Origin of the sequence: Pseudorhodoferax sp. (assembly GCF_047601025.1) — a bacterium.
Classification (GTDB): domain Bacteria; phylum Pseudomonadota; class Gammaproteobacteria; order Burkholderiales; family Burkholderiaceae_C; genus Pseudorhodoferax.
Genome location: NZ_JASGJZ010000001.1, coordinates 5,064,462 through 5,076,623 on the forward strand (window position 1 = coordinate 5,064,462; position 12,162 = coordinate 5,076,623).

General features: G+C 71.9%; 12 protein-coding genes. 3 read left to right on the top strand and 9 right to left on the bottom strand.

All coding sequences use genetic code 11. The features are described from left to right. The first annotated feature begins 216 nt into the window (after positions 1 to 216). Positions 217 to 2,076: a dihydroxy-acid dehydratase gene (ilvD, locus tag QM782_RS23350; protein ID WP_415205252.1), complete on the top strand. Its 1,860-nt coding sequence runs from the start codon at positions 217 to 219 to the stop codon at positions 2,074 to 2,076. Between the two features lie 224 nt (positions 2,077 to 2,300). On the opposite strand, the gene QM782_RS23355 is transcribed toward ilvD, so the two are convergent. Beyond that, the gene (locus tag QM782_RS23355) at positions 2,301 to 3,599 is read right to left on the bottom strand and encodes a hypothetical protein (protein WP_415205253.1); all 1,299 of its coding nucleotides are present in this window, start codon (positions 3,597 to 3,599) and stop codon (positions 2,301 to 2,303) included. Between the two features lie 153 nt (positions 3,600 to 3,752). On the opposite strand from QM782_RS23355, the gene QM782_RS23360 reads away from it, so the two are divergent. Next, complete coding sequence (locus tag QM782_RS23360; protein WP_415205254.1) at positions 3,753 to 4,667, top strand: SPFH domain-containing protein; 915 nt, start codon at positions 3,753 to 3,755, stop codon at positions 4,665 to 4,667. Between the two features lie 22 nt (positions 4,668 to 4,689). Next, positions 4,690 to 4,881, top strand: coding sequence for a hypothetical protein (locus QM782_RS23365; protein WP_415205255.1), 192 nt, complete (start codon positions 4,690 to 4,692; stop codon positions 4,879 to 4,881). Positions 4,882 to 4,921: 40 nt separating this feature from the next. Here QM782_RS23365 and QM782_RS23370 read toward each other — a convergent pair whose 3' ends face one another. From QM782_RS23370 to QM782_RS23405, 8 genes are all read right to left on the bottom strand, one after another. Beyond that, a complete protein-coding gene (locus tag QM782_RS23370) occupies positions 4,922 to 7,006 on the bottom strand; it encodes a family 2A encapsulin nanocompartment cargo protein cysteine desulfurase (protein ID WP_415205256.1) in 2,085 nt (694 codons plus the stop codon). A gap of 232 nt (positions 7,007 to 7,238) precedes the next feature. Next, the gene (locus QM782_RS23375) at positions 7,239 to 8,177 is read right to left on the bottom strand and encodes a family 2A encapsulin nanocompartment shell protein (protein ID WP_415205257.1); all 939 of its coding nucleotides are present in this window, start codon (positions 8,175 to 8,177) and stop codon (positions 7,239 to 7,241) included. Positions 8,178 to 8,232: 55 nt separating this feature from the next. Beyond that, complete coding sequence (locus QM782_RS23380; protein ID WP_415205258.1) at positions 8,233 to 8,502, bottom strand: helix-turn-helix domain-containing protein; 270 nt, start codon at positions 8,500 to 8,502, stop codon at positions 8,233 to 8,235. Between the two features lie 16 nt (positions 8,503 to 8,518). Further along, positions 8,519 to 9,427, bottom strand: a complete 909-nt coding sequence (gene epsC / locus QM782_RS23385) for a serine O-acetyltransferase EpsC (protein ID WP_415205259.1) — start codon at positions 9,425 to 9,427, stop codon at positions 8,519 to 8,521. 26 nt (positions 9,428 to 9,453) lie between these two features. Further along, positions 9,454 to 9,933 carry a rhodanese-like domain-containing protein gene (locus QM782_RS23390; RefSeq protein WP_415205260.1) on the bottom strand — a complete coding sequence of 160 codons (480 nt, stop codon included), beginning with the start codon at positions 9,931 to 9,933 and terminating at the stop codon, positions 9,454 to 9,456. A gap of 191 nt (positions 9,934 to 10,124) precedes the next feature. Further along, positions 10,125 to 11,423, bottom strand: coding sequence for an O-acetylhomoserine aminocarboxypropyltransferase/cysteine synthase family protein (locus QM782_RS23395; protein ID WP_415205261.1), 1,299 nt, complete (start codon positions 11,421 to 11,423; stop codon positions 10,125 to 10,127). Positions 11,424 to 11,443: 20 nt separating this feature from the next. Beyond that, positions 11,444 to 11,806, bottom strand: a complete 363-nt coding sequence (locus tag QM782_RS23400; RefSeq protein ID WP_415205262.1) for a VOC family protein — start codon at positions 11,804 to 11,806, stop codon at positions 11,444 to 11,446. Positions 11,807 to 11,814: 8 nt separating this feature from the next. Further along, positions 11,815 to 12,018: a hypothetical protein gene (locus QM782_RS23405; protein ID WP_415205263.1), complete on the bottom strand. Its 204-nt coding sequence runs from the start codon at positions 12,016 to 12,018 to the stop codon at positions 11,815 to 11,817. Positions 12,019 to 12,162: the final 144 nt, after the last annotated feature.

Consider the following 12,162-nt stretch of genomic DNA (forward strand, 5'->3'; position numbering starts at 1 on the left):
CGAGGGATGAAGAAATCGGGGGCGCGCAGCGGCGCGGCGCGCGCGTGCAACCCGCGATTCTAGCCAGCGGGCCTGCCGCGCCGGTGCGGCCGGAGGATAATGGCCGGCTTTGCCGCGCGCCGCCCGGCCGCGCCGCCGTACAGGCCGGCGCAGGGCCCGCCGACGGACGATCCGGCCGCCGGCTTCTCCTTTCGCTTCACGTTTCCAGCAACCACGATGCCCGCATACCGTTCCAAGACCTCCACCGCCGGCCGCAACATGGCCGGTGCACGCTCGCTGTGGCGCGCCACCGGCATGAAGGACGACGACTTCTCCAAGCCCATCGTCGCGGTGGTCAACTCGTTCACCCAGTTCGTGCCCGGCCACGTGCACCTGAAGGACCTGGGCCAGCTCGTCGCGCGCGAGATCGAGGCCGCCGGCGGCGTCGCCAAGGAGTTCAACACCATCGCCGTGGACGACGGCATCGCCATGGGCCACGACGGCATGCTGTACTCGCTGCCCAGCCGCGACATCATCGCGGACTCGGTCGAGTACATGGTCAACGCGCACTGTGCCGACGCCATGGTCTGCATCAGCAACTGCGACAAGATCACGCCCGGCATGCTGATGGCCGCGATGCGGCTGAACATCCCGGTGATCTTCGTCTCCGGCGGGCCCATGGAAGCCGGCAAGGTGCGCCTGGCCGTGCCCGGCACGCAGACCGTGCAGATCAGGAAGCTGGACCTGATCGACGCCATGGTCATGGCCGCGGACAGCAAGGTCAGCGACGCCGAGGTGGCCGAGGTCGAGCGCTCGGCCTGCCCGACCTGCGGCTCGTGCTCGGGCATGTTCACCGCCAACTCCATGAATTGCCTGGCCGAGGCGCTGGGCCTGGCGCTGCCGGGCAACGGCACCGTGGTGGCCACGCACGCCGACCGCGAGCAGCTGTTCAAGCGCGCCGGCCGCCGCATTGTCGAGCTGGCGCGCCAGTACTACGAGCAGGACGACGCGCGCGTGCTGCCGCGCTCGGTCGGCGCCAAGGCGTTCGAGAACGCGATGACGCTGGACATCGCGATGGGCGGCTCGACCAACACCATCCTGCACCTGCTGGCGATCGCGCGGGAGGCCGAGGTCGACTTCACGATGGCCGACATCGACCGCCTCTCGCGCAGCGTGCCGCAGCTGTGCAAGGTCGCGCCCAACACCAACAAGTACCACATCGAGGACGTGCACCGCGCCGGCGGCATCATGGCCATCCTGGGCGAGCTGCAGCGCGCCGGCAAGCTGCACGTCGACGTGCCCACGGTGCACGCGCCCACGCTGGGCGAGGCGCTGGAGCAGTGGGACATCACGCGCACGCAGGACGAGGCCGTCCGCACCTTCTACCGCGCCGGCCCGGCCGGCATCCCGACCCAGGTGGCGTTCAGCCAGGACACGCGCTGGCCCAGCCTGGACACGGACCGCGCCGAGGGCTGCATCCGCTCCCACGAGCACGCCTTCAGCCAGGAAGGCGGCCTGGCGGTACTGACCGGCAACATCGCGCGCGACGGCTGCGTGGTCAAGACGGCCGGCGTGGACGAATCCATCCTCGTGTTCGAGGGCCCGGCCCACGTGGTCGAGAGCCAGGACGAGGCGGTCGAGCACATCCTGGCCGACCAGGTGAAGGCCGGCGACGTGGTGGTGGTGCGCTACGAGGGCCCCAAGGGCGGCCCCGGCATGCAGGAGATGCTCTACCCCACGAGCTACATCAAGTCCAGGGGCCTGGGCAAGGCCTGCGCGCTGCTGACCGACGGCCGCTTCTCCGGCGGCACCTCGGGCCTGTCGATCGGCCACTGCTCGCCCGAGGCGGCGGCCGGCGGCGCGATCGGCCTGGTCCGCGACGGCGACCGCATCCGCATCGACATCCCGAACCGCACGATCGACGTGCTGGTCTCCGACGAGGAACTGGCGCGCCGCCGCGAAGCGCAGGACGCCAAGGGCTGGAAGCCCGCCAGGCCGCGCGCACGCAAGGTGTCCGCGGCGCTGAAGGCCTACGCCAAGCTGGTGATGTCGGCCGACAAGGGCGCGGTGCGCGACCTGTCGCTGCTGGACGACTGACCAGCCGCAAACGCGCATCCCGCACGCCCACGCGAGAAGGCCCGTGGTGTGGGCGTCCACGCGCACCGCCATCGCCGTACCCGGGGCCTCGCCCCGCGGCCCGGCACACCGCGTCGCGGGCGTGATCGACCCGTTCACAGCGTCCGGGACGCCGCGAGCGGAACACACACTCCGCAAGCAGGCCGACCTACCACCACACGCCGAGGCTCGCCGAGGGCGGCCGCCTAAGCCAGCCCTCGCGGCACCGGCATCAGCATCCGGTACCGGTCCTCGACACGGCCCTCGCGCAGGTCGAAGTCGCGCAGTGCCTGCGGGCGCTGCAGGAAGGCACCCCACAGGCGCAGGTCGACGAAATCCGTCGACGGCCGGCCGCGCCACGGCGGCGGCCCATGCAGCGCCAGTTCCAGGCAGTAGAAGCCATCGGCATCACAGGTGATCACCTGGCGGCCGTCGGTGCTGCTGTCGCGGTACGACAGATGCGGCCCGCGCACGAACTTGTACAGATGCAGGTCTCGGTTGGTGAAGCCGACAAAGCCGTCCTCGTCGGGCAATCTCTGGCCGAACAGGCCGGCCTGCCAGGCCCGTTCCAGCACCAGCACGTCGCCACGGCTCAGCTGGAAATACCAGCGATGCAGGTGCCGGAACGAACTCTGCCAGTCGCTGGCCGGGTCGGCGATGCCGGATGCGTCCCAGGCGTCGGTGGTGTTGGCGAACAGCAGGAGCGCGCCCTGCGGCACGCGGTGGATTTCGCGCTGCGGCAGGCGGGCATGCGTCTGCCAGGCGCACTCGTGTTCGATCCGCACCACCAGGTCCCCGTCCGCCGTGCGCGCGTAGCGGCAACCGGAAATGGTCGCCGGCTTCAGGGACGGCGAGAGCGCATCCGCCGAGGGCACCGCCACCCAGACGCCGATGCGGCCCTCGGAGGTGCTCGGATCGATGCCCTGGCCGACGCCCAGCGCGTACACGCCGGTCCGCTCGATCCGGATGCGGGCCTCGGCCCCGCTGCCGACGTCGATCTGTTTCGACTCCTCCGCGCGCCTTCCCTCCTCTTCCTGCCGCCACAGGTCGCAGCGCCAGTGCGCATGCGCGCGCCCGGCCTGCGCATCGGGGTGAAAGCGCAGCAGCAGCGCGTCGCCTTCGCGCAGGAACAGCTCGTAGATGGCGCAGAAGCCCGTACCTGCCGGATAGCGCTCGTTGCAGTACACGTCGATGTCGGCGGCATGCCGGCGCCATTCGCGCCCCGCCGGCGCGGTGTGGCGCACGGCATCGGCACGTGGCGGCAGGCGCGGCAGAGGTTCCAGCCGGAACACCGGGGCGGGAGCCGCCGTGGGGGGATGGACGTCGACCGCCGGCACCTGTGGCGGCCCGAACCGCCGCTGGAACAGGGCATCGACCAGCCCGGCCAGCAGCAACAGCACGACCCACAGCGACAGCGTGGCCGGCAGCACGCCCCAGCCCGAGGCCAGCCGCATGGCCAGCACCAGCGCGAGGCATGCATGGATGAAATGTTGGCCCGGTGTCATGGCAAGACGGGCTCCGCGATCCGGCGCGCAGCCCCGAGGTGGAGGTGGAACGGCCGCCATTCTCAGCGGTGGCGGAATTTTTTCCCGGCTGCCCTCGGTTGACGCCGCATCGGTCGGATACTAGAGTGATATCACTTTTGACCGGAGACACCGATGACTGCCTCGGCCGACACCCCACCCCGCGCTGTGCTCAACGAATCGCGCTACCGCTCGCAAAGCGGCTACCGCATGGCGGCGATCGCTGCAGCGCTGGTCGCTGCCGCGGTGCTGTTGTTCATGCGGCGGGACACGCTGGCCCCTTACCGCATTGCGACACCGCTGGCTCTGGCGCTGCTGATCGGCGCGGCGGTGCTGCTGGCCGGCCTGTACATGCTGCAGCCGAACGAGGCCAAGGTGCTCACGCTGTTCGGCCGCTACGTCGGAACCGACCGAATGGACGGCCTGCGCTGGACCAATCCCCTGCAGACCGGCCCCAAGATCTCGCTGCGCGCGCGCAATCTGAACACCGCGCCGCTCAAGGTCAACGACAAGCGCGGCAATCCGGTCGAGATCGGCGCTGCCGTGGTCTGGCGCGTGCGCGACACCGCACGCGCGGTCTTCGAGATCGACGACTACAACAAGTTCGTGAGCATCCAGGCCGAGGCGGCCATCCGCCACCTGGCCACGCAGTACGCCTACGACAACGGCGAGGACCTCGCAGCCGACGAGACCACGCTGCGCGCCGGCCTGGATGTCGTGGCCGATGCGCTGCGGGATGACCTGAACCGCCGCTTCGCCAATGCCGGCGTGGAAGTCATCGACGCCAAGTTGACCCACCTGGCCTACGCGCCTGAGATCGCCCAGGTAATGCTGCGCCGCCAACAGGCCACGGCCATCGTGAGCGCGCGGCACCAGATCGTGGCCGGCGCGGTTGGCATGGTCGAGGCCGCGCTCAACGGCTTGTCCGAGCGCAACCTGATCACGCTGGACGACGAGCGCAAGGCCGCCATGGTGTCCAACCTGCTGGTCGTGCTGTGCTCGGACAATGACGCCCAGCCGGTGGTCAACGCGGGCACGCTCTACACCTGAAGCGCAGCCCGCGCCCGTCCCGATGGCGAGCCCCGGCAAGAAGGCCTTCGCGCTGCGGATCGACCCCGCCGTCTGGGAACAGGTCGAACGCCTGGCCGCGCAGGAACTGCGCAGCGTCAACGCGCAGGTCGAATGCCTGCTGCGCGAGGCCTTGGCGAGGCGCGGCCGCCAGCCGGCCAGCGGCCCACCAGTACGGACTGAACCGCGCCACTGAACGCCGTTGCGGCGCCAGGCGCCGCGGCGTGAACCCCGCCCTACCCCACCCGCCGCTGCCCCGCCAGCCGCCGCACCACGGCCGCCAGCCGGTCGATCTCCTCGAAGGTGTTGTAGAACGCCAGCGAGGGGCGCACGGTCGTCTCCACGCCGAAGCGGCGCAGGATGGGCTGGGCGCAGTGGTGGCCGGTGCGCACGGCGATGCCCTCCGCGTTCAGCGCCTGGCCGACCTCGTCGGTGCCGTGGCCGACCAGCACGAAGGACATCACGCTGGCCTTGTTCGGCGCGGTGCCGATCAGCCGCACGCCGGGGATGCGGCGCAGGCAGTCCATGCCGTAGACCAGCAGCTCGTGCTCGTAGCGTGCGATGTTGTCCAGGCCGATGCGGTTCACGTAGTCGATCGCCGCGCCCAGGCCGACGGCGTCGGCGATGTTGCCGGTGCCGGCCTCGAAGGTGTTCGGGATCGGCTGGAACACGGTCTTCTCGAAGGTCACGTCGGCGATCATGTTGCCGCCGCCCTGCCACGGCGGCATGTCCTCCAGCACCTCGCGCCGGCCCCACAGCGCGCCGATGCCGGTCGGGCCGAACACCTTGTGGCCGGAGAACACGAAGAAGTCGGCGCCGATGTCCTGCACGTCCACGCGCATGTGCGAGACCGACTGCGCGCCGTCGACCAGCGCCCTCGCGCCGGCGCGGTGCGCCAGCTCCACGATCTGCCTGACCGGCACGACCGTGCCGAGCGCGTTCGACACCTGGGTGACGGCCACGATCTTCGTACGGTCGTTCAGCAGCTTGCGGTACTCGTCCAGCAGCACCTGGCCCGCGTCGTCGACCGGGATCACGCGCAGCCGCGCGCCCTTGGCCCGGGCCAGCTGCTGCCAGGGCACGATGTTGGCGTGGTGCTCCAGGTGGCTCACCACGATCTCGTCGCCCTCGCCCACGTGCTGCCCGCCCCAGCTCTGGGCCACCAGGTTGATGGCTTCGGTGGTGCCGCGCATGAAGATCACCTCGTTCACGTCGGGTGCGTTCAGGAAGGCCCGGACGCGCTCGCGCGCGCCCTCGTAGGCGTCGGTGGCGCGCGCCGCCAGCTCGTGCGCGGCACGGTGGATGTTGGAGTTCTCGTGCGCGTAGAAGTACGCGATCCGCTCGATCACCGACCGCGGCTTGTGCGTGGTGGCGGCGTTGTCGAGCCAGGCCAGCGGCCGGCCGTTCACCCGCTCGGCCAGGATCGGGAAGTCGCGCCGCACCGCGTGCACGTCGAAGGCCGGGTGGCGGCCGGCCTCGGCCAGCGGCGTGGCCGCGCCGTGCGGCGCGGGTTTGGCCGGCGTCACCTGGCCGCTGGGCAGCACCACGGCGTCGACGAAGTAGAACTTCGGCTCGGCCGGGGGTGTGGCCGTGGGCGAGCCGGGGCCATTCGGCACGCCGGCGGCGCGCGGCGGCGTGGCGGCGGCCGCGAACGGCTGGCCGGCCAGCGCGTCCAGCGGATCGGTGACGCGGGCCGGGTCGGTGACGCGGGCCGGGTCGGTGACGCGGACCGGGTCGGCGGCGCGGGCCGGGTCGGCACCGCCGGCCGAGGGCTGGCCGTGCGCCGGGTCGAGGAAGTAGTACGGCGCGGCGCCCGTGGCCGGGTGCGCGGCGGCCTGCTGGGCGCTGGCGCCGCCAGCCCCGGGCACGCCCAGCACGGCACTGCCGAAACGCGGCTCGTAGGCCGGCAGCGGGCCGAGTACCGCGTCGGGCACGCCGTTGCCGGCCTGCGCGTGCGGCAGCAGCGCCGGCGCGCGGTGCGCCAGCGAGGCGGTGGGCGTGGGCGATGCCGGCAGCAGGTTGGCGCCCGGCAGCGTGCCCTGCGGGATCGGCGTGCCCGGCACCGAGGGGCCGAAGCCGGCCGGGCTGGCCAGCGGCGAGCCCGGCGGCGCGATGTTGACCGGCGCCTGGACGTCGGCGAGCGGCTCGGCCTGCCCGACACCGGGCAGCGTGGACGGGGGGGGCGTGCCGCCGGGCAGGCCCAGGCCCGTGGGACGGGGTGCCGCGTCCGGCAGCGCCGCGAACAGCGCCGACGCCATGCGCGCCAGCGTCGCGGGATCGATCGGCGCCTGCGGGCCGGAGGGCAGGACGGCAGTCGTCATGGCGCGCTGCTGCTCAAACGCCGTGAACGGATCGGTCGCGCCCACGACCGGGTGCGCCGGGCCCCAGGCGCAGGCCACCGCCCTGGCAGGTGCCAGGGCAAGGACTGCAACGCCCGCACGCGGGCCGGTGCGCCCCGGCCCAGAGGGCGAAGCCCCGGGCATGGCGCTGGCGATGCAGGCGACCCCTCATCGAGGGCCTTCGCGTGGACGTGGGGGATGCGTTCACGGCTTCTCATTTGTAGGTGTCCAGCGCCGCATAGTCGTGGTAGCGGTTGATCTCCACGTCGTCCAGCACGGCCAGCGCGTCGGGAACCAGCACCGCCAGCGAGCAGTACAGCGAGATCAGGTAGGACGCGATGGCGTGGTTGTTGATGCCCATGAAGCGCACCGACAGGCCCGGCCCCTGCTCGCCCGGCAGCCCGGGCTGGAACAGGCCGACCACGCCCTGGCGCTTGTCGCCCACGCGCAGCAGCAGGATCTTGCTCCTGCCGTCGGCCACCGGCACCTTGTCCGACGGGATCAGCGGAATGCCGCGCCAGGTGATGAACTGCGAGCCGAACAGGCTCACCGTGGGCGGCGGCGTGCCGCGGCGCGTGGCCTCGCGGCCGAAGGCGGCGATGGCCAGCGGGTGCGCGAGGAAGAAGGCCGGCTCCTTCCAGACCTTGGTCAGCAGCTCGTCCAGGTCGTCCGGCGTCGGCGGGCCCGACAGCGGGAAGATGCGCTGCTCGTCCGTCACCTGGGCCAGCAGGCCGTAGTCCGGGTTGTTGATCAGCTCGCTCTCCTGGTTCTCCTTGATCGTCTCGATCGTCAGGCGCAGCTGCTCCTTGATCTGGTCGTGCGGGCTGCTGTAGAGGTCGGAGATGCGGGTGTGCACGTCCAGCACGGTGCTGACGGCGTTCAGGAAGTACTCGCGCGGGTGCTCCTCGTAGTCCACGTAGGTGCGCGGCAGCTGGTTCTCGCTCTCCTTGGCGGTGCAGGTGACCTTGATCGCCTCGGGGTTCCTGACCTTGTTGAGGCGGTAGATGCCGGCCTCCACCGGCACCCACTGCAGCAGGTGCGTGAGCCAGCGCGGCGTGATCGTCGCCAGTTGCGGAACGGTCTTGGTGGCGTTGGCTAGCTGGCGTGCGCCAGCATCGCCCAGGGCGGTGGTGCCGCCGACGGTTGCAGTCATTCGAACTCCCTCGTGAGACAAAGCGCCGGCAGTGTCGAGCCGGCCGCCGCGGCCTTCAACCGCCTATAGCCGCCAAGGCTTCCAGGCGCAGGCGCCGCTGCGAGGCCACCTGCTCGCCGCGGGCCAGCAGCGCGGCCGCGTCCACCTGCAGCGCGCGGGCCAGCTTGTGCACGGTGACGATGGACGCGATCACGCGCCCGCGCTCGACCTCGCCGACATAGCTGCGGTTCAGGTCCGACAGCGCGGCCAGGTGCTCCTGCGACCAGCCGCGCTGCTCGCGCAGCTGGCGCACGGCGATGCCGAAGTGCTCGACCAGCGGACTCATGCCTGCCCTCCTGCGGTCAGCGCGGCGGCAGCGCCGCGTGCAGGCTGGCCTGCGTGACGCTGGCGCCGCGCGGCACGTCGTCGGTGATCCAGACGTTGCCGCCGACCACGGCGCCGGCGCCGATGGTCACGCGGCCCAGGATGGTGGCGCCGGCGTAGATCACCACGTCGTCCTCGACGACGGGATGGCGCGGCAGCCCCTTCTTCAGCGTGCCGTCCGCGTCGGCCGGAAAGCGCTTGGCGCCCAGCGTGACGGCCTGGTAGATGCGCACGCGCTCGCCGATCTCGGCCGTCTCGCCGATCACGACGCCGGTGCCGTGGTCGATGAAGAAGCCCGCGCCGATGCGCGCGCCGGGGTGGATGTCGATGCCGGTCTGGCCGTGCGCCAGCTCCGCGATGATGCGCGCCGACAGCGGCAGCCCCAGCCGGTACAGCGCGTGCGCCAGCCGGTGGTGGATCATCGACAGCACGCCGGGGTAGCACAGCAGCACCTCGTCCACGCTGCCGGCGGCCGGGTCGCCGTGGTAGGCCGCCAGCACGTCGCTGTCCAGCAGCCGGCGCGTGCCGGGCAGCGCCTCGGCGAAGGCCTGCACGGCCTCGCGCGCTTGGCGCTCGACCTGCTCGGCCGGCAGCGGCGCATGGCGGTGGCCGTACTGCAGCTCCAGCCGGGCCTGGCCCAGCAGCGCGTGCAGCGCGGTGTCGAGCTGGTGCGCGACGTAGTAGTCCTCGCTCTCCACGCGCAGGTCCGGCGGGCCCAGGCGCATCGGGAACAGCGCGCCCTTCAGGCCCTCGACGATCTGCGCCAGCGCCTCGCGCGAGGGGAACTCGCGCCCGCCCGGCTCGCGCGAGCGCTTCTGCGCCGAGCGCCATTCGTCGCGCACGCCGCCGAGCGCGCGCACGATCCCCGTGATGTCGAACTGTGCCAAGGCGTGTCCTTCGCTGCAGGGGCGGGTCAGTCCTGCACCCAGGGCAGGCCATGGAAGCGCCAGCCGTCGCCGTGGCCGCGCTGGCCGTGGGCGTCGATCTCGCCCTCGAAGCCTTCGAGCACGTTGTAGACGTTGCCGAAGCCGGCCCTGGCCGCGGCCTCGGCCGCCAGCGCCGAGCGCTTGCCGCTGCGGCACAGCAGCAGCACCGTGGCGTCCTTGCCGCCGTCCCGGGCCAGCCGGGCCTCGAGTTCGCGCACGAAGCGCGGGTTGCGCGTCAGCGCGGTGCCGGTGGCCCAGGCCACGTGCAGGCTGCCGGGCACATGGCCGACGAACTTCAGCTCCTCGGCCGAGCGCACGTCCACCAGCAGCGCCTGCCCGGTGCGCAGCAGCTCCCAGGCCTGGCGCGGCGCGACGCCGCCGGCATACGGCAGGCCCTGCGCGGCGGCACGCGCCCGGGCTTCCTGCAGCACGGCAGGCAGGACGGCTTCGGCAACTTCGAACGACATCGGCGATCTCCTTGGAATGGCTGCGGAATGAACGGTGCAGGCAATGTAGGCCGCGCCGCGCGCCGGCCCAACGAATGTTTTCTGGTTTCCAAAGAACCGGGCGGCATAAGGGGCGCTGGAGCCGCCCAGCAAAAAGGCCGCACGCCGCCCCCCATCCCGGGAGCCGCGTGCGGCCTTGCCGCCAGCCGGGTTCAGACCGCCGCCAGCGCCTGGTCCAGGTCGGCCTTCAGGTCGTCCACGTGCTCGATGCCGATGGACAGGCGCACCGTGTCCTCGCCCACGCCGGCCTTGGCCAGTTCCGCGGGCGAGAGCTGGCGGTGCGTGGTGGAGGCCGGGTGCGTGGCCAGCGAGCGCACATCGCCGATGTTGACCAGCCGCGTGAACAGCTGGAGCGCGTCGAGGAAGCGCGCGCCGGCCTCGCGGCCACCGCCCTCGCCGCCCTGCACCCCGAAGGTGAACAGGCCCGAGGCGCGGCCGCCCATGTACTTGCGCGCCAGCGCGTGGTCCGGGTGGTCTTCCAGCCCGGCGTAGTTGACCCAGCGCACCTTGGGGTGCTGCCGCAGGTACCGGGCCAGCGCCAGCGTGTTGGCGCAGATGCGGTCCATGCGCAGCGCCAGCGTCTCGATGCCCTGCAGGATCAGGAAGGCGTTGAACGGCGAGATCGCGCCGCCGGTGTTGCGCAGCGGCACCACGCGCGCGCGGCCGATGTAGGCGGCCGGGCCCAGCGCCTCGGTGTAGACCACGCCGTGGTAGCTCACGTCGGGCTCGTTCAGGCGCCGGAAGCGCTGCTTGTGCTGAGCCCAGGGGAACTTGCCGGAATCGACGATGGCGCCGCCCAGGCTGGTGCCGTGGCCGCCCAGGTACTTGGTCAGCGACTGCACCACGATGTCGGCGCCGTGCTCGATCGGCCGCAACAGGTACGGCGAGGGCACGGTGTTGTCCACGATCAGCGGCACGCCGTGGCGGTGCGCCACGGCGGCGATGGCCGCGATGTCGGTCACGTTGCCGGCCGGGTTGCCGAGCGACTCGACGAACACGGCCTTGGTGCGCTCGTCGATCAACTGCTCGAAGCTGGCCGGGTCGCGGTGGTCGGCGAAGCGCGTGGTGATGCCGTACTGCGGCAGCGTGTGCGCGAACAGGTTGTAGGTGCCGCCATACAGCGCGGTGCTGCTGACGATGTTGTCGCCGGCCTCGGCGATCGTCAGGATGGCGTAGGTCACGGCCATCTGGCCCGAGGCCAGCGCCAGCGCGGCAATGCCCCCCTCCAGCGCGGCGATGCGCTGCTCCAGCACATCGTTGGTGGGATTCATGATGCGGGTGTAGATGTTGCCCGGCACCTTCAGGTCGAACAGGTCCGCGCCGTGCTGCGCGCTGTCGAACGCGTAGGCCACGGTCTGGTAGATCGGCGGCGCCACGGCGCGCGTGGTCGGGTCGGGCCGGTAGCCGGCGTGCACCGAGAGGGTCTCGAATTTCCAGTCGTTGTCGCTCATCTGCAGAGTCTCCGGAGGTTTCAGTCCACGTCCGGCTCGACGAATTCGAGCCGGTTGCCGGCCGGATCGTGCACGAAAAAGCGCAGGTAGCCCGGCAGGGCCTGATGTTCCTCGATCTGCAGCGCGGCGGCGAGCAGGCGCCGGCGCAGCTGCGGCAGGCCCTGCACCTCGAACGACAGCTGCGTCAGGCCGGCCGGGGGCGGCGGCGCGGCCTCGGTGGCGACCAGGTCGACGCGCTGGCCGCGCGCGGCGTAGCGCAGCACCGCGCCGGCCGGTGGCGGCATCGACGTCAGGCCCAGCAGTTCGCCGTAGAAGCGCGCGACCTGCTGCCGCAGCGCGGGCGGGAACGGCAGCTGCACCCGGTGGATGGCCTGGATGTCCATGCGCGGCCTCACCAGGAATGCGCCAGCGCCGCGGCGCGGCGCCGTGCGCGGCGCGGCACGTAGCCCACCGGCGCGCGGCGCGCCAGCGCCCGCGGCGATCGCGGTCCCAGTTGCCAGGCGCCGGCGGTCACGCGCAGCACTCTGGCCGCCCAGGCCAGCGGCGTGGCCGGGATCGGCGGAACATCGGAAGAAACGGGCGCGGCATGGGCCATCGGAAGACTCCTGCGTGGGGCAGTGCCGGCCGGGGCACTGCGTGGACCGCGCGGATTGTGGGCAGGCCCGGACGCGGAGGGAACGAACCAATCGTCAGAACCTTATGCGGTCCGGCGCAGCGGCCGGGCCGCCGTGCGCGCGGC

Excerpts from the sequence above, each read along its gene's own strand:
- QM782_RS23390 (WP_415205260.1), bottom strand. The coding sequence starts at position 9,933 with ATGTCGTTCGAAGTTGCCGAAGCCGTCCTGCCTGCCGTGCTGCAGGAA.
- QM782_RS23360 (WP_415205254.1), top strand. The coding sequence starts at position 3,753 with ATGACTGCCTCGGCCGACACCCCACCCCGCGCTGTGCTCAACGAATCG.
- QM782_RS23405 (WP_415205263.1), bottom strand. The coding sequence starts at position 12,018 with ATGGCCCATGCCGCGCCCGTTTCTTCCGATGTTCCGCCGATCCCGGCC.
- ilvD (WP_415205252.1), top strand. The coding sequence starts at position 217 with ATGCCCGCATACCGTTCCAAGACCTCCACCGCCGGCCGCAACATGGCC.
- QM782_RS23395 (WP_415205261.1), bottom strand. The coding sequence starts at position 11,423 with ATGAGCGACAACGACTGGAAATTCGAGACCCTCTCGGTGCACGCCGGC.
- QM782_RS23375 (WP_415205257.1), bottom strand. The coding sequence starts at position 8,177 with ATGACTGCAACCGTCGGCGGCACCACCGCCCTGGGCGATGCTGGCGCA.
- QM782_RS23365 (WP_415205255.1), top strand. The coding sequence starts at position 4,690 with ATGGCGAGCCCCGGCAAGAAGGCCTTCGCGCTGCGGATCGACCCCGCC.
- QM782_RS23370 (WP_415205256.1), bottom strand. The coding sequence starts at position 7,006 with ATGACGACTGCCGTCCTGCCCTCCGGCCCGCAGGCGCCGATCGATCCC.
- QM782_RS23355 (WP_415205253.1), bottom strand. The coding sequence starts at position 3,599 with ATGACACCGGGCCAACATTTCATCCATGCATGCCTCGCGCTGGTGCTG.
- QM782_RS23400 (WP_415205262.1), bottom strand. The coding sequence starts at position 11,806 with ATGGACATCCAGGCCATCCACCGGGTGCAGCTGCCGTTCCCGCCCGCG.
- QM782_RS23380 (WP_415205258.1), bottom strand. The coding sequence starts at position 8,502 with ATGAGTCCGCTGGTCGAGCACTTCGGCATCGCCGTGCGCCAGCTGCGC.